Origin of the sequence: Hydrogenophaga sp., assembly GCF_031426985.1 — a bacterium.
GTDB lineage: Bacteria > Pseudomonadota > Gammaproteobacteria > Burkholderiales > Burkholderiaceae_C > Hydrogenophaga.
On record NZ_JASJOY010000088.1, the window covers coordinates 1 to 16489 of the forward strand.

A 16489-nucleotide genomic window follows, 5' to 3' on the forward strand; every position below is an offset into this window, starting at 1 on the left:
CGAGGAAGGCCAGGCGGCTTTCGATTTCGGGCAGCAGGTCGCGCGCGATGTCGGCCTCTCGGCTGCTCAGACCTCCGTCGTTCATCATGGCCCGCACCCAGCGCCGCACCTCGTTGACGGACAGCCGAGCGATCTCGGTGATGCCGCGGCCGACCTGACCGGTCGCGGCCACGGCGCCGAACTTCACCGCCCGCGCCTGCGCATTCAGCCGCGTGCCCTCGCAACTCGGGCAGGCCTCGTCGGTCAGGTCTTCCACCTCGGGCTCGGCGAAGCTCTGTTCGCGGCCCTTCTGGTCGTCGTCGCGCACCGAATCGTCCAGCGCCTTGCGCTGCTCGCGCGAGAGCCGCACGCCCGTGCCCACGCAGTCGGGGCACCAGCCGTGTTTGCTGTTGTACGAGAACAGGCGCGGGTCCAGCTCGGGGTAGCTGGTGCCGCAGACCGGGCAGGCGCGGGTGGTGGAGAAGACCTCCATCTTCCCCAGCCCGGCGGTGGGCCGGCCTTCGGCCAGCGCGGACGCCAGGCCGTCCAGATCGGTCAGCAAATGCACCGTGCCCTTGCCCAGCTCCAGCGCCTTGGTCAGCTGCGTGCGCAACCAGGCCTCGTTGGCCGGGTCGACCACGCCGTCGGCCACCGGCAGTTCGATGGTGTGTTCCTTGAAGCGGTCGATGCGCGGGAAGCCGGTGGTGGGCAGGAACTCGCCGTCCACCCGCAGATGCGTGTAGCCGCGCGGGCGCGCCCAGTCGGCCAGCTCGGTGTAGACGCCCTTGCGGTTGACCACCAGCGGCGCCAGCAGGCCGATGTGGCGGCCGCGGTAGCGCGTGAGGATGGCGGCGGCGATGCTCTCGGGACTTTGCGGCATCACGGCCGCGCCGTCGTGCACGCAGTGCTGCGTGCCCAGCTTCACGTACAGCAGGCGCAGGAAGTGCCAGACCTCGGTGGTGGTGCCGACGGTGGACTTGCGGCCACCGCGCGAAAGGCGCTGCTCGATCGCCACGGTGGGCGGGATGCCGTAGACCGCGTCCACCTCGGGCCGGCCCGCCGGCTGCACGATGCTGCGCGCGTAGGCGTTGAGCGATTCGAGGTAACGGCGCTGGCCCTCGTTGAACAGGATGTCGAAGGCCAGTGTCGATTTGCCCGAACCGCTGACGCCGGAGATCACGTTGAACTGCCCGCGCGGGATGTCCACGCTCAGGTTCTGGAGGTTGTGTTCCTTGGCGTTGACGATGCGGATGGCGTTGCTGTGGTTTTCCGCGCGGGCCGCGGCGGCCTGCTGGCGCTGCGGCTGTTTCAGGTAATCGACCAGGCGGCCTTCGCGCACCTCGTGCAGCTCGCCCATGGACTCGGCGTAGTCGCGCAGCGCCTTGGCGGTGTGGCTGGTCTGGTGTTCGCGCACCTCTTCTGGCGGGCCTTCGGCCACCACCAGGCCACCGCCCGCGCCCCCCTCGGGGCCGAGGTCGATCAGCCAGTCGGCGCTGCGGATCACGTCCAGGTTGTGTTCGATCACGATCAGCGAGTGCCCCGCTTCGAGCAGGCGCCGCAGCGAGCGCATGAGCTTGGCGATGTCGTCGAAGTGCAGCCCCGTGGTCGGCTCGTCGAACAGAAACAGCGTGCCCTTGCGGGCCAGTGCCTGGCGACTGGCCGCGCTGTTCTTGGCCGCTTCGGCCAGGAAGCCCGCGAGCTTGAGGCGCTGCGCCTCGCCGCCCGAGAGCGTGGGCACGGGCTGGCCCAGCTTCACGTATTCCAGCCCCACGTCCACGATGGGTTGCAGCACGCGGATGACTTCGCGGTCGGCCTTGAACAGGTCCGCCGCCTCGCTCACCGTCAGTTCCAACACGTCGGCCACGTTGAGCATCCGCCCGCCGCGTTCGATGCGCACCTCCAGCACCTCGGGCCGGTAGCGCTTGCCGTCGCAGTCCGGGCAGCGCAGGTAGACATCGCTGAGGAACTGCATCTCCACATGCTCGAAGCCCGAGCCGCCGCAGGTGGGGCAGCGCCCGTCGCCGCTGTTGAAGCTGAACTTGGCGGCGGTGTAGCTGCGCTGGCGCGACAGCGGCGCGTCGGCAAACAGGGAGCGGATGGCGTCCCAGGCGCCGACGTAGCTGACCGGGTTGGAGCGCGCGGTCTTGCCGATGGGCGACTGGTCCACGTAGACCACCTCGCTCAGGAAGTCGGCGCCCAGCAGGCGGTCGTGCGCGCCGGGTGTTTCGGTGGCCTTGCCAAAGTGGCGCAGCAGCGCGGGCGCCAGCACGTCCTGGATCAGCGTGGACTTGCCCGAACCCGACACACCGGTGACCACGGTCAGGCGCTGCAGCGGGAATTCGACGTAGACGTTCTGCAGGTTGTGTTCGCGCGCGCCTTCCAGGATCAGGCGCGGCGTGCTGTCGGTGACCATGCGCTTGAAGCCCATGCCCACGGTCTTGCGCGCGCCCAGGTAGGCGCCGGTCAGGGTGTCGGCGCTGCGGATGGCCTCGGGCGTGCCGTCGAACACGATCTGCCCGCCGCGTTCGCCGGGGCCGGGGCCCATGTCGATCAGGCGGTCGGCCGCCAGCATCACGGCCGGGTCGTGTTCCACCACCACCAGGGTGTTGCCGGCGTCGCGCAGGCGCAGCATGGCGTCGTTGATGCGCGCCATGTCGCGCGGGTGCAGGCCGATGCTGGGTTCGTCGAGCACGAACAGCGTGTTGACCAGCGAGGTACCGAGCGCGGTGGTGAGGTTGATGCGCTGGACTTCACCGCCGCTCAGGGTGCGGCTCTGGCGGTCCAGCGTGAGGTAGCCAATGCCGACTTCGCACAGGTAACGCAGGCGGGTGTTGATTTCTTCGAACAGCAGCCTCAAGGCCTGCTGTTCGCCGCCTTCGCCACCGCTGCCCGCCAGCGTGGTGGCCAGGTCGTCGAAGAAGCGCCGCAGGCTGGTCAGCGGCATCAGCATCAGGTCGTGCAGGCACAGGCCGGGCAGGGCTTCGAGCTGGGCGCGCGACCACTTGACGCTCGTGGGCAGGTAACGTTTGTCTGCGGGCAGCACCGCGTCGGCCTGCACCTTCGTGCCAATGCGCCACAACAGGCTGTCGGTCTTCAGGCGCGCGCCGCCGCAGCTGGGGCATTCGGTGTAGCTGCGGTACTTGGACAGCAGCACCCGGATGTGCATCTTGTAGGCCTTGCTCTCCAGGTATTCGAAGAAGCGGGCCACGCCGTACCACTGCTTGCCCCACTGGCCGTCCTTGTAGGTCGGGTTGCCGCCGATCACCCACTGCTTCTGCTCGGGCGTGAGCTTGTTCCAGGGCGTGTCGCGCGGGATGCCGGCCGCCTCGGCGTGGCGCATCAGATCGTCCTGACACTCCTTCCACGCGGGGGTCTGGAACACCTTGACCGCGCCGTTGCGCAGCGTGATCTTTTCGTCCGGGATCACCAGGCCATAGTCCACCCCGATGACACGGCCGAAACCGCGGCAGGCCTCGCAGGCGCCTACGGCGGAGTTGAAGGAAAACGCCGACGGCGTGGGCTCGGTGTAGCGGATGTCGCTCTCGGGGCAATGAAGCCCCGTCGAAAAACGCCAGATCTCCGGCTCGCCCTCTTCCTTGAGCGCATAGACCATGAGCTTGCCAGCGCCGCGCTTGAGGCCCGCCTCGATGGCCTCCATCACCCGCGCCGGTTCGGCATTCGAGAGGCGGAAGCGGTCGGCCACCACGTCCAGCAGCTTGACCGCCTCGATCACCGGCTTGGCCTTCTTGCCCTTGGCGGGCGCCTCGTCCTTCGCTTCGCGCTGCACGATGCGTTCGGCCTGCACGCGGGTGTAGCCGCTGGCCGAAAGCCATTGCTCGATCTCTTCGGGCGTGGTGCTGGCCGGCAGCTCAACGGGGAACGTCACCACCAGCCGGGGATCGCCCTGCTCGGCCGCGCGCCGCTGCAACTCCGCAAAGATGGACTCCGGCGAATCGTGCCGCACCGGCAGCGCGGTCATGCGGTCGAACAGGTTGGCCCCGCGCGCGAACAGCAGCTTGAGGTGGTCGTTCAGCTCGGTCATGGTGCCGACCGTGGAACGGGACGAACGCACCGGGTTGGTCTGGTCGATGGCGATGGCGGGCGGCACGCCCTCGACCTTGTCCACCGCCGGCTTGTCCATGCGGTCCAGGAACTGGCGCGCATAGGCACTGAAGGTCTCGACGTAGCGGCGCTGCCCTTCGGCGAACAGGGTGTCGAACACCAGGCTGGATTTGCCCGAGCCGCTGGGGCCGGTCACCACCGTCAGCTCGCCGGTGCGGATGTCCAGGTCGATGTTCTTGAGGTTGTGCTGGCGCGCGCCGCGGATGCGGATCAGCCCCTGGGCGTTCCCGGCGGCGTGCTCGGTGGATTCGGGCTCGTTCGCGGGGCGGAGATCGTCGGACATGCAGGCCTTCCTGAAGGGGAGGCAAACATTCTAGGAGCCGTGCGTCTGCCTTGCTGGGGCTTACGTCATTTCCCCGATGTGGTGCGTGCAGGCAGCCCCTACACTGCGCCCCTTGTTGGAGACACTATGAAAAAAACACCTTGGTGGCTGGCCACGCTCGGCTGCGTCTTGATGGGCACAGCCCCCGCGTGGGCCCAGATCCGCATCGGGCAACCCTCGGGCTTCACCGGTTCGGTGGCGGCAGGCGTGAAGGAAAACACCGAAGGCGCCAAGCTGTACCTGGACGCGGTCAACGCCCGCGGCGGCGTCAACGGCCAGAAGATCGAACTGCTGTCGGTGGACGACCAGTTCGACCCCAAGAAGACGGTGGCGGTCGCGCGCGAGCTGATCGTCAAGCAGAAGGTGATCGCCCTCTTCCTGAACCGCGGCACACCCCACGCCCAGGCCCTGCTGCCCCTGCTGGCCGAACACCAGCTGCCGCTGGTGGCCCCCAGCACCGGCGCCATGGCCCTGCACCAGCCGGTCAACCCGTGGGTGTTCAACGTGCGCGCCACCTACCAGCGCGAAGCGGCCAAGGCCATCGAGCACCTGGCCAGCATCGGCATCACGCGCATCGCGGTCTGGCAGACCGACGACTCCTTCGGCGCCGACTCCGCCGCGGGTGCGCTCAAGGGCTTCGAAAAAGCCCAGCTCAAACCCCTGTTGCAGGAGAAATTCCCGCGCGACAAACCCGACTTCAGCGCCCTGGCCCAGCAAACGGCGGCCCAGCAGGCCCAGTCCGTGATGGTGATCGGCTCGGCCGGCAACACGGCCATCGCGGTCAAGGCCTTGCGGGGTGCCGGCTCGAAGGCGCAGGTGGTGACCCTGTCCAACAATGCGTCGGACGGCTTCATCAAATTGCTGGGTGAACACGCCCGCGGGGTGATCGTGACCCAGGTGTTCCCGAACGAACGCTCCGTCAGCTCACCCATGATCAAGGAGGCCCTGGAACTGGCCAAGGCCAAGGGGCTGGCGGGGGTCTCGCCCGCGATGATGGAAGGGTATGCCGGCGCCAAGGTGCTGGTCGAAGGCCTGCGGCTGGCCGGCCCCAACCCCACGCCACAAGGCCTGCGCGATGCGCTGGAGGGCATGCGCAACTTCAACCTGGGCGGACTGAGCGTGAGCTACAGCCCGCGCAGCCACACCGGGCTGGATTTCGCGGACCTGTCGATCATCGATGCCGACGGGAAGTTCAGACGCTAACCCCCTGCGTCGCCTTCGGCGCCTCCCCCCTTGAAAGGGGGGCAACACCTGCGGCCCGGCGAAGCCGGTTCCGCGGTGTTTCTGGGTCAAGCGGGGTCACGCCCTCCGGAACGCCACTGGCGTGTCACGGCCCGGGGCTGAACCGCAGGCTCAGCCCTTGACGATCAGCACCGGCACCTTGGCGTGTGTCAGCACCTTCTGGGCCACGCTGCCCAGGATCAGGGCCTTCACGCCCTGGCGGCCGTGCGAGGCCATGACGATGAGGTCGCAGCCTTCGGCCTCGGCCGTCTCGATCACGCCTTCGTACACCACGTTGCGCTCGATGGTGTCGCCCGCGAACGGCACGCCTTCGGCCTTGCAGACCTGGGCGATGGCGTCCAGCGCCTGCCCGGCGGCGTTCTTGGCTTCGGCCAGGTAGGCCTGCAGGCCGGCGGCCGACGCGTCGCCGATGCCGATGTAGGGGAAGGGGTCGATCACGTACACGCCCACGATCTGCGCGCCCTGGCTCTTGGCCAGACCGGCGGCGGTGGCAACGGCTTTCTGGGCGAGCGCGGAACCATCGGTGGGAACGAGGATTTTCTTGAACATGGCGGATCTCCTGGTGGGTGATGTGAGGTCGCCGGCCCGGCAGCACGTCGCCACCGCAGCCCGCGTGGCACCAGTGTAGTCAGGCCGCCCCGCGCGCGCCCTGCGTCGCATCAACCCTCGCGCCGTTTTCATGCCGCAACAGCGGCGCTGTTACCGGCGGCTCACCCCCGCGGGCAGGCGCGCGGCCGCGTCCCAGTCGGGGCCCTGGAACCAGGCATCCCCCTCCAGGCAGGCGCGCAGCATGGGCAGCGCGTCCTGGCCCCAGAAGAGTCGCCCCTGGCACGCCAGGGTGGGCACCCCGAACACGCCCGCCGCCAGCGCGGCGTCGGTGTTCTCGCGCAGGCGCTGCTTGACGATGTCGCTGTCCGGCGCCACCCAGGGCCGCTGGCGCTGCGCCATGTGGTCCTGCAGCAGGGTCTGCAAGGCGGCCAGTCGCTCAGCTGCGGTCGCGTCCAGCCCGCCGTGCCACACGTGGTGGAACAGCTGTTCGGTCACGTAACGGTTGGTCGCGCCGGGCACGTCGTCGGTGGCGGTGGCCAGGCCCAGGCGCAATAGCGCCAGCGGGTTGAAGGGGTGGGCCGCCGGCAACTCCAGCCGCACACCGTGGTGGTGCGCCAGCCAGCGCACCTGGCGGTAGGTCCAGTCGCGCTTGCCCGGGATCTCGGCCGGCCCCAGCTGACCATACGCCTTGAGCAGCGCCGCGAACAGCACCGGCCGGTAGCGCACATCGACGCTCAGGCCCATCAGCGCCTGCGGCAGGCGCTCGAACGCCAGGTGCGCGTAGGGCGAAATCGGGTCGTACCAGAAGGTGATCTCGTGCGGCGTGTCGGTGTGCGGCGTCATGAGGCCTCCTGCGGCTGTCAGACCGTGGCGCCGGCCTGACGCGCCTCGATGCGTTCCCACACCACCAGCTTCTCGTCGTCGGTCATGGCGCCCCAGGCGCGCAACTCGTCGAGCGTGCGGTGGCAGCCCTTGCAGCGGGTGCGCTCCAGGTCCAGTTCGCAAACCGAGATGCAGGGCGACGGCACCCCCTGCTCGGGCTTGCGCCGGCGCATGTCGGCCAGGTTCAGCGCGGGCACGGGGGTGTTCACGGGAGTACCTTCGCCCTGCGGGCTGCGGTGCAAGCTGGCTTGGGAACGGCCCGGCACCGCGCTCATGACAGCACCTCCACGGCCACCGTCACCTCGTGCACCGGCGCGCCGGTCAGGCGCACCAGGTCGTCGGGCGAGAGCGGAAACACGCCGTGCGGATGCCCGGCCGCCGCCCAGATGGTGTCGAAGCGGAACAGCTGCGCGTCGATCAGCGTGACCGGCGGCGTGGCGTGCGCCAGCGGCGACACCCCGCCGATGGAAAAACCGGTCCGGTCCTTGACGAAGTCGGCGTCGGCCCGACCGAGCTTGCCGCCTTCGGCGCAGACGATGGCCTGCACCTTCTTCTCGTCCACCCGCAGGTCGCCCGAGGTGACCACCAGCACGGCCACGTCGTCGCTCTTGCGGCGGAAGATGATGCTCTTGGCGATCTGGCCCAGGGCGACGCCCAGCGCGTCGGCCGCCTGCTGCGCGGTGCGGGCCGCGTCGTCCAGCATGCGCGGCGCATGCGGGTGCCCCAGCTCGGCCAGCCGCGCGCTCACGCGCAGCACGCCGGGGGGGAGGTTGTCTTGTGCGGAATCGTTCATGGGCTGGGATGTTAAGGCGCGTTGAAAGCCCCTGTGGAGCCCGTCAGCCGCGCCGCGGCGGAGCGTGGGGGTCAAGCAGCTCTCTTGACCATGAACAGCCCGGCGCCCATGGCGATGAGCACGCCGCCGAACACGCGGTTCTGGGCGCGGCGGGCTTTGGCGGTGGCCAGCCAGCGCTGCGCGCGCGAGGCCAGGAAGGCGTAGCCGTGCATGACGATCACATCGGCGAACAAGGTGGTGGTCAGCAGGATGAGCAGCTGCGGCCACAGCGCGCGCACCGGGTCGATGAACTGCGGCAGCACCGCCACCACAAAGACGATGCCCTTGGGGTTGGTGACGTTGGTGAAGAAGCCCAGCGCCACCCGCTGGCGCACCGAAGGAATCCCGGCCAAGGCCGGCGCGGCGGCGCCGGTGGCGGGCGCATGTGCCGCCGTGACCGGCGCCGTCCACTGCCGCCAGCCCAGCCAGATGAGGTAACACGCCCCCACCACCTTGACCACGGTGAACGCGGTGGCCGACGCCACCAGCACCGCGCCGACGCCCACGCCGGCGACCAGCAGGATGGTGGCCACGCCCAGCTGCAGGCCCAGGATGGTGGCGCTGGCGCCGCGCACGCCGTAGGCCAGGCCGTGCGTCATGGACAGCACGGCGCCCGAGCCGGGCGAGAGGGCGATGACCCAGGCGGCGGCGAAATAGGCCAGCCAGACATTCAGTTCCATGGTGGAGCCGCAGCAGACGCGGAAAAAACAGGGGGACGACATCATGCCGCGTTTACATGAAGCGCGGCGTGCCCGGCGGCGCTTTACCCGGACGCCACAGGACTTTACCGACCATTAAGGGTTTACCCGTAGCACCAAGCCTACAGTGAGCACACCCCGTTGACCCAGGCACCTGCCGGTCCAGGGAACACCACTGACCCGAAAGGAACCCCGTCATGAAGACCTTCATCGCCACCCTCGCCATCGCCGCCGGCCTGGCCGCCCCCTTTGCCGCCCAGGCGGCCGACCCCACACCCGACGCCCTGACCACCGCCGCCCGCGCGGCGATGCAGGACACGCTGGGCGACCGCGCCAAAGACCTGACCGTGACGGTCACGGCGGGCGTTGCCGAGCTGGCCGGCTGGGCGCGACAGCCCCACGACGTCGACGTGGCCCGCTACGTGGTGAGCCGCGTGCCCGGCATCACCCAGGCCTACAGTTCGGGCGTGCGCACCTGGACGACCACCGACCGCCTCTGACCGCAACCCGCGCAGCGGCGGCGCGTGGGAGCCGCTGGGCCGCTCCAAGGCAGGCCCAGCCCCCCGGACCCGGCAAGGACCGGGTCCCTCCCCGTTCCTGGGGGCAGCGACCCGCGCAGCGGCGGAGCGTGGGGCGACCGGGCCAGCCGCCGGGCCGCCCCAAGGCAGGCCCAGCCCCCCTGGGGGTCAGCGACCCGCGTCAGCGGCGGAGCGTGGGGGCTACATCCCCCCTCCTTTACCCCTGGCGTTTGGCCAGCAGCGCCCGCGCCACGCGCGAACCGCTGGGCCGGCCCAGGTGCTCGCTGATGAACTGGCCGGCATCCACCAGCGCGTCAAGGTCGATGCCGGTTTCAATGCCCATGCCGTGCAACAGGTACACCACGTCTTCGGTGGCCACGTTGCCGGTGGCGCCCTTGGCATAGGGGCAGCCGCCCAGCCCGGCCACAGACGACTGGAAGTTCCACACCCCCAGTTCCAGCGCCGCCAGCGTGTTGACCAGCGCCTGCCCGTAGGTGTCGTGGAAGTGGCCGCTGATCTGGCCGATGGCGAAGTGCTGCAGCGTGGCCTCGATGGCGGCCTGCACCTGGCGCGGCGTGCCCACGCCGATGGTGTCGGCCACGTCCACGCGCTCGACGCCAATGTCTGCCATCAGCCCCGCGAGATACGCCACGCGCTCGGGCGCGACGGCGCCTTCGTAGGGGCAGCCCACGGTGCAGCTCATGGCGCCGCGCACGGCGATGCCGGCCGCCTTCGCCGCAGCAACGACTGGCGCGAAGCGTTCGATGCTCTCGGCGATGGAGCAGTTGATGTTCTTCTGGCTGAAGGCCTCGCTGGCCGCGCCGAAGACCACGATTTCGTCGGGTTTGTCCAGCACCGCCGATTCGTAGCCCTTGAGGTTGGGCGTGAGCACCGAATAGCGCACCCCGCGCTGGCGCGTGATGCCTTGCATGACCTCGTGGTTGTCGCCCATCTGCGGCACCCACTTCGGGCTCACATAGGACGTGACCTCGATCTCTTTCAGACCCGCCGCCTGCAGGCGCTGCACCAGTTCGATCTTCACGGCCGCGGGCACCGGCTGCTTCTCGTTCTGCAGGCCGTCGCGCGGGCCGACGTCGATGAGGCGCACTGTCGATGGGATGTTCATGGCTGACTTTCAATAACCCCGGACGGGATCGACCACCCCGGCAATCGGCTGACCCGCTTCGAGCGCGCGGATCTTGCCCGCGATCTGGGCGATGCTTTCGTCGCGCAGCGTGCGCGCCGAGGTGTGGGGGGTGACGGTGATGTTCGGGTGCCGCCAGAACGGGTGATCCGCCGGCAGCGGTTCGGTGCGGAACACGTCCAGCGTGGCGCCGGCCATCTGGCCGCTGTCCAGCAGGGCCAGCAGGTCGGCCTCGACCAGGTGCGCGCCGCGCGCCACGTTGATCAGGTACCCGCCCGGCTTCAGGCGCCCCAGCGTGTCGCGGTTCAGGATGTCCTGCGTGTCGGCCGTGAGCGGCAGCAGGTTGACCAGCACGCGGCTGTTCGACAGGAAGGTCTCGAAGCCCACCTCGCCGCTGTGCGTGAACACGCCCTCGATGGCCTTGGGCGTGCGGCTCCAGCCGTGCACCGGAAATTCAAACACCCGCAGCGCCTTAGCCACGCGCTCGCCCAGCACGCCCAGGCCCATGACGCCGACCGCAAAGTCCTGCCGCTCGCGCGGCTTGCGGTACGACCACTTGCCGGCCTGCACGTCGGCCTCGTAACCATCGAATTCGCGGAAGTGGCGGATGACGGCGTGGCACACGTATTCGGCCATCTGCACCGACATGCCGGCATCGTCCAGCCGCACCACCTTCACGCCGGGCGGCAGGCGCCGCTTGAGCAGGGCATCGACGCCGGCGCCGATGTTGAACAGGCCCTTGAGCGCCTGCTGTTCGTCCAGAAACTGTTGGGGCGGCGCCCAGACCACCGCGTGGTCGGCCTGTGGCGCGCCGGCTTGCCAGACATCGACGGTGGCGCCGGGCAGCGCCGCGCGCAGGCCCTGCAGCCAGGGTTCGGCCTTGGTGTCGGTGCAGCAGAAGGTGATGTTCATGCGGCGAGCTTAGCCAAGCGGCAAGACCTGCGCTGTCACGCGGTTGCTGTGGCGATCTTCAGCAGCTCCGCACCTTCGGCGACCTGATCGCCGGGCGCAAACAGCAGCTCGGCCACGGTGCCATCGGCCGGCGCGGCGATGGTGTGTTCCATCTTCATCGCCTCCATCACCGCCAGCGGCTGGCCTTTTTTCACCACGTCGCCGGCCTTCACCGAGAACCCCACCACCTTGCCCGGCATGGGCGCGGTCAGGCGCCCGCCTTCGGCCGCGGTTTCGCCGGCGTGGGCCAGCGCGTCGAGTTCGGTGATGACGGTGGCACCCAGGTCGCCGAACAGGTGCACGGTCTCGCCCAGCTGCCAGCTCTGCACCGTCTGGCGCTGGCCGTTGAACTGCAGGTCGACCACCGTGCCGCTGTCGGCGGGCAGGGCCTTGAACGCCAGCGCCGCGCGGGTGTCGCCCAGCGCGAGCTGCAACGCGCCGTCGTGCCCGTAGGTCAGCTGCGCGGTCAGGGCCTCGCCCTGGTACTCGAAGTCGAAGCGGCGCTGGGTCAGGCCGAAGGGCCGCCAGCCGTCGGTGCGCGAGAACGGGTCGGAGCCCTCGCTGGCCTGTTCGTGCACCAGGGTCTGGGCCACGGCGGCGGCCACGGCCAGGTCGCGACCGACCTTGTCCTGCTGGAACAGGTTCGCCGCTTCGCGCGGGATCAGCGCGGTGTCGAGCTTGGCGGTCGCAAACGCGTCGCTGCGCACCACGTGGCGCAGGAACTGCACATTGGTGGCCAGACCCACGATGCGCGTGGCCGCCAGCGCCGCGTCGAGCTTGGCCAGGGCTTCGGCGCGGGTAGCGCCGTGCACGATCAGCTTGGCGACCATGGAGTCGTAGAACGGGCTGATGGCATCGCCCTCACGCACACCGTCGTCGAAGCGGATCGCACCGCGCTCGAACGCCACGTGCGCCGGCTTGCGGTACACGGCCAGGCGGCCGGTGGCGGGCAGGAACTGGTTGTCGGGGTTCTCGGCGCAGATGCGCGCCTCGATCGCATGGCCCTGGATCTTCAAGTCGCCCTGCTGCAGCGGCAGCGGTTCGCCGCTGGCCACGCGCAGCTGCCACTCCACCAGATCGAGCCCCGTGATGGCTTCGGTCACCGGGTGCTCGACCTGCAGGCGGGTGTTCATTTCCATGAAGTAGAACTTCATGTCCTCAGGCTTCTCGTAGCCGCCAGGCTGTTCGACGATGAATTCCACCGTGCCGGCGCCCACGTAGTGGACCGCCTTCGCCGCGGCCACCGCGGCCTCGCCCATCTGCCGGCGCAGCGCGGGCGTCATGCCCGGCGCGGGCGCTTCTTCCAGCACTTTCTGGTGGCGGCGCTGCACCGAGCAGTCGCGCTCGAACAGGTAGACGCAGTTGCCCTGCGTGTCACCGAACACCTGGATCTCGATGTGGCGCGGTCGCTGCACGTACTTTTCGACCAGCACCGCGTCGCTGCCGAAGCTGTTGATGGCTTCGCGCTGGCACGAGGCGAGCGCTGCGGCGAAGTCCTCGGCCTTGTCGACCGCGCGCATGCCCTTGCCGCCGCCGCCCGCGCTGGCCTTGATCAGCACCGGGTAGCCGATGCGGTCGGCCTCGCGCTGCAGCAGCGCCGGGTCCTGGTCGGCGCCGTGGTAGCCCGGCACCAGCGGCACGCCGGCGCTCTCCATCAGCCGCTTGGATTCGGCCTTCAACCCCATGGCCTGGATGGCCGACGAGGGCGGGCCGATGAAGACCAGCCCGGCCTGGGCGCAGGCGTCGGCGAAGGCCTCGTTCTCGCTCAGGAAGCCGTAACCGGGGTGGATGGCCTGCGCGCCCGTGGCCTGGGCCGCGGCGATGATGCGTTCCCACTGCAGGTAGCTCTCTTTGGGCGCGCTGCCGCCCACGTGCACCGCCTCGTCGCAGGCCGCCACGTGCTTGGCGTCGGCGTCGGCGTCGGAATACACGGCCACGGTGCGCACGCCCAGGCGGCGGGCGGTGGCGGCAACGCGGCAGGCGATTTCGCCGCGGTTGGCGATCAGGATTTTCTGGAACATGGCAGGGTCCTAGGCAGGTGCAGAAGCGGAGGAAAAGAGATCACGCAGGCGGCGCAGCGCCGCGCGCAGGAACTTGAACAGCAGCCAGGTGGTGACCCACATCACCAGCACGGCGACCACCACCACACCGCCGAAGATCAGCGGTTCGTTCGTGGCCAGCCAGACGATGCCGACCACCAGGCCGTCTTCGACCAGGCTCATGGCGATGTTGGAGAACGGCTCGGGCGAGGTGTTGATGGCGGCGCGGGTCGTGGTCTTGGCGGCCTGCGCGGTGGCGGCCAGGCTGCCGCCCAGCAGCGCGCCCACGATGGCCATGGTGCTGCTGTCGGCGCCCAGGGCGCCGGCGGCCAGCGCCGCCCCGGCGGGGATGCGGATCACGCTGTTGACCAGGTCCCACAGCGAGTCCAGCCCCGGGATCTTGTCGGCGAAAAATTCCACGAACAGCAAGGCGCCGCTGGCGGCCAGCAGGGCCGGATGCTGCAGCACCTGCAGGCCTTCGGGCAGCGGCAGCCAGCCGAGCCAGCCCGTCAGGCCGACGATGAACACCACCGCGTAGAGCCGGAAGCCGCTGGCCCAGCCCAGCGCGGCGGCCAGCGCCAGCAGGCTGGGCATGTCCAGGTGGCTGGCCGCGGCGTTCACGCCGGCGCCCACCTGCGCGCCCACCTCGCCCACCTCGCCCACCACGCCGCTGCCCGCGTGCAGGCCCAGGCTGTGCAGCCAGTTGACGAAGAGGGTCCAGAGTGCGTCCATGGTGTTCTCCTTGAAGGAAGGAACAGCCTAGCCCGCCAGCCAGGCGGGTTTGCGCTTCTGCAAGAAAGATTGCACCCCTTCGCGACCTTCGTCACTGGCGCGGATATCGGCGATGCTTTCCACCGTCGCCGCGATCAGTGCATCGTCGATGGCGCGTTCGGCCACGTCCTGCACCAGCCGCTTGCAGGCGCGCACCGCGGCCGGGCTGGCACCCACCAGCGCCTGGGCCAGCTCGTTCACCTTGACTTCGAGCGCATCGGCGTCCACCAGTTCGTGCACGAAGCCGATGCGGTGCGCCTCGTCGGCGCTGAAGCGCTCGGCGGTGAGGAAGTAGCGGTGCGACGCGCGCGCGCCCATGGCGCGGATCACGTAGGGGCTGATGGTGGCCGGGATCAGGCCCAGCTTCACTTCGGACAGGCAGTAGGTCGCGCTGCGCACGCTCACGGCCATGTCGCAGGCCGCCACCAGGCCCATGCCGCCGGCGAACACGTCGCCCTGCACGGCCGCGATGGTGGGCTTGGGGCATGCGTAGATGGCCTTGAGCATGGCCGCGAGCTGGCCGGCGTCGGCCACGTTCTCGGCGCGGGTGTAGTCGGCCATGCGCCGCATCCAGTTCAGGTCGGCGCCGGCGCAGAAGGCCGGCCCCTCGGCCGCCAGCACCACGGCGCGCACGTCGGCTCTCGCACCGACCGACTCGAACGCAGCCTTGAGTTCCTGGATCACGGCGTCGTTGAAGGCGTTGCGCACCTCGGGGCGGCACAGGGTGATGCGCGCCACCGCGCCGTCGATGCGGGTTGTCAGTGCGGTGCTCATGCGGCGGTCTCCCGGGTGGCCTCTTCGTGCAGGCAATACGCAAAATCCAGCTCCGGGCCGGGCTGGCCCAGCGCGGTGAGCGCGGCCGTGATCTGGCCGCGGTGGTGGGTGCCGTGGTTGAACACGTGGGCCAGCGTGGCGGCAAACGGCAGTGAGACCGGCACGCCCTTGATGGTGGTGTAGTCCAGCGTGGCGTCGAAGCGTTCCGCTGGCCAGGACTGGATCAGCGGCAGCCAGTTGGCCGCACCGCCCTTGAGCGCCTGGCCCAGACGCGCGCGGTCGGGTTCGACCTCGGCGTTCAGCTCGACCTTGGGCGACGCGCCGCGGGCGAAGCGCGGGTACCAGAGCATGTGTTCGCCCACCAGCAGGTGGTTGAGCGTGCCGTGGATGCTCTTGAAGAACAGCCCCATGTCACGCCGGTACTCGTCGTCGGACAGCGGCGCCACCGCGTCGAGCAGGCGGCGCGTGGCCCAGACGTTGTAGCGGGCGAGCCGGGCAAAGTGGGTGTGGGCGTCCATGGTGCCTCCTGAGGGATTCACATCCGAAACAGACCAAACTTCGTCTCGGGGATGGGCGCGTTCAGCGAAGCGCTCAGCCCCAGCGCCAGCACGCGGCGGGTGTCGGCGGGGTCGATCACACCGTCGTCCCACAGGCGGGCCGTCGCGTAGTACGGATGGCCCTGCACCTCGTACTGTTCCTTGATGGGCGCCTTGAACGCGGCTTCTTCTTCCGCGCTCCAGCTGCCGCCCTTGCCTTCGATACCGTCGCGCTTGACCGTGGCCAGCACGCTCGCGGCCTGCTCGCCGCCCATGACCGAGATGCGCGCGTTCGGCCACATCCACAAGAAGCGTGGCGAGTAGGCGCGGCCGCACATGCCGTAGTTGCCGGCGCCGAAGCTGCCGCCGATGATGACGGTGAACTTCGGCACCGCGGCGGTCGCCACGGCGGTCACCATCTTGGCGCCGTTGCGCGCGATGCCTTCGTTCTCGTACTTGCGGCCGACCATGAAGCCGGTGATGTTCTGCAGGAAGACCAGCGGCGTCTTGCGCTGGCAGCAGAGTTCGATGAAGTGCGCGCCCTTGAGCGCCGATTCGCTGAACAGGATGCCGTTGTTGGCGATGATGCCGACCGGCATGCCCTCGATGCGCGCGAAGCCGCAGACCAGGGTGGTGCCGAAGCGCGACTTGAACTCGTCGAAGTCCGAGCCGTCGACGATGCGGGCGATGATCTCGCGCACGTCAAACGGCTTGCGCGTGTCGGTCGGGATCACGCCGTACAACTCTTCGGCCGGGTACAGCGGCGCCACAGGGTCGATGGTTGTGATGGGCGGGACCTTGCGCGCGTTGAGGTTCTTCACCGCCTGACGCGCCAGGGCCAGCGCATGCAAGTCGTTCTGCGCCAGGTGGTCGGCCACGCCCGAGAGGCGCGTGTGCACGTCGCCACCGCCCAGGTCTTCGGCCGTGACCACCTCGCCCGTGGCGGCCTTCACCAGCGGCGGGCCGCCCAGGAAGATGGTGCCCTGGTTCTTGACGATGATGGTTTCGTCGCTCATGGCCGGCACATAGGCGCCGCCCGCCGTGCACGAGCCCATGACCACCGCGATCTGCGCGATGCCCTGCGCGCTCATGTTGGCCTGGTTGAAGAAGATGCGGCCGAAGTGGTCGCG

The 16489-nt window shown here is 69.4% G+C and carries 15 protein-coding genes; 2 read left to right on the forward strand and 13 right to left on the reverse strand.

Annotation, left to right across the window (positions count from 1 at the left end):
* On the reverse strand, positions 1-4384 hold a 4384-nt coding region (uvrA, locus tag RMP09_RS11380), incomplete at its 3' end, for an excinuclease ABC subunit UvrA (protein ID WP_310566098.1).
* 126 nt (positions 4385-4510) lie between these two features.
* On the opposite strand from uvrA, the gene RMP09_RS11385 reads away from it, so the two are divergent.
* On the forward strand, positions 4511-5626 hold the full coding sequence (locus tag RMP09_RS11385) for an ABC transporter substrate-binding protein (protein ID WP_310566099.1): 1116 nt from the start codon (positions 4511-4513) through the stop codon (positions 5624-5626).
* A gap of 150 nt (positions 5627-5776) precedes the next feature.
* Here the strand turns inward: RMP09_RS11385 and RMP09_RS11390 are convergent, their stop codons facing one another.
* The 5 genes from RMP09_RS11390 to RMP09_RS11410 form a co-directional block, all read right to left on the reverse strand.
* Positions 5777-6214: a universal stress protein gene (locus RMP09_RS11390; RefSeq protein ID WP_310566100.1), complete on the reverse strand. Its 438-nt coding sequence runs from the start codon at positions 6212-6214 to the stop codon at positions 5777-5779.
* Positions 6215-6364: 150 nt separating this feature from the next.
* The gene (locus RMP09_RS11395; RefSeq protein WP_310566101.1) at positions 6365-7057 is read right to left on the reverse strand and encodes a 2-hydroxychromene-2-carboxylate isomerase; all 693 of its coding nucleotides are present in this window, start codon (positions 7055-7057) and stop codon (positions 6365-6367) included.
* A 17-nt stretch (positions 7058-7074) separates the two neighbouring features.
* The gene (locus RMP09_RS11400) at positions 7075-7371 is read right to left on the reverse strand and encodes a DUF1289 domain-containing protein (protein ID WP_310566102.1); all 297 of its coding nucleotides are present in this window, start codon (positions 7369-7371) and stop codon (positions 7075-7077) included.
* Positions 7368-7889: a YbaK/EbsC family protein gene (locus tag RMP09_RS11405; RefSeq protein WP_310566103.1), complete on the reverse strand. Its 522-nt coding sequence runs from the start codon at positions 7887-7889 to the stop codon at positions 7368-7370. Before RMP09_RS11405 ends, RMP09_RS11400 begins: the two co-directional genes overlap by 4 nt.
* Positions 7890-7960: 71 nt before the next feature.
* Positions 7961-8608, reverse strand: coding sequence for a LysE family transporter (locus tag RMP09_RS11410; protein ID WP_310566112.1), 648 nt, complete (start codon positions 8606-8608; stop codon positions 7961-7963).
* A gap of 215 nt (positions 8609-8823) precedes the next feature.
* Here RMP09_RS11410 and RMP09_RS11415 point away from each other — a divergent pair, with 215 nt between their 5' ends.
* The gene (locus RMP09_RS11415) at positions 8824-9126 is read left to right on the forward strand and encodes a BON domain-containing protein (protein ID WP_310566104.1); all 303 of its coding nucleotides are present in this window, start codon (positions 8824-8826) and stop codon (positions 9124-9126) included.
* A 235-nt stretch (positions 9127-9361) separates the two neighbouring features.
* Here RMP09_RS11415 and RMP09_RS11420 read toward each other — a convergent pair whose 3' ends face one another.
* From RMP09_RS11420 to RMP09_RS11450, 7 genes are all read right to left on the reverse strand, one after another.
* Positions 9362-10270, reverse strand: a complete 909-nt coding sequence (locus RMP09_RS11420) for a hydroxymethylglutaryl-CoA lyase (RefSeq protein ID WP_310566105.1) — start codon at positions 10268-10270, stop codon at positions 9362-9364.
* Between the two features lie 9 nt (positions 10271-10279).
* The gene (locus RMP09_RS11425; RefSeq protein ID WP_310566106.1) at positions 10280-11200 is read right to left on the reverse strand and encodes a glyoxylate/hydroxypyruvate reductase A; all 921 of its coding nucleotides are present in this window, start codon (positions 11198-11200) and stop codon (positions 10280-10282) included.
* Between the two features lie 35 nt (positions 11201-11235).
* Positions 11236-13260 carry an acetyl/propionyl/methylcrotonyl-CoA carboxylase subunit alpha gene (locus RMP09_RS11430; RefSeq protein ID WP_310566107.1) on the reverse strand — a complete coding sequence of 675 codons (2025 nt, stop codon included), beginning with the start codon at positions 13258-13260 and terminating at the stop codon, positions 11236-11238.
* Positions 13261-13269: 9 nt separating this feature from the next.
* Complete coding sequence (locus tag RMP09_RS11435; RefSeq protein ID WP_310566108.1) at positions 13270-14010, reverse strand: DUF4126 domain-containing protein; 741 nt, start codon at positions 14008-14010, stop codon at positions 13270-13272.
* A 27-nt stretch (positions 14011-14037) separates the two neighbouring features.
* Positions 14038-14823 carry an enoyl-CoA hydratase/isomerase family protein gene (locus RMP09_RS11440; RefSeq protein ID WP_310566109.1) on the reverse strand — a complete coding sequence of 262 codons (786 nt, stop codon included), beginning with the start codon at positions 14821-14823 and terminating at the stop codon, positions 14038-14040.
* Positions 14820-15341: a DinB family protein gene (locus tag RMP09_RS11445; protein WP_310566110.1), complete on the reverse strand. Its 522-nt coding sequence runs from the start codon at positions 15339-15341 to the stop codon at positions 14820-14822. Before RMP09_RS11445 ends, RMP09_RS11440 begins: the two co-directional genes overlap by 4 nt.
* 17 nt (positions 15342-15358) lie before the next feature.
* The coding region (locus RMP09_RS11450; protein WP_310566111.1) for a carboxyl transferase domain-containing protein at positions 15359-16489 on the reverse strand (1131 nt) is incomplete at its 5' end.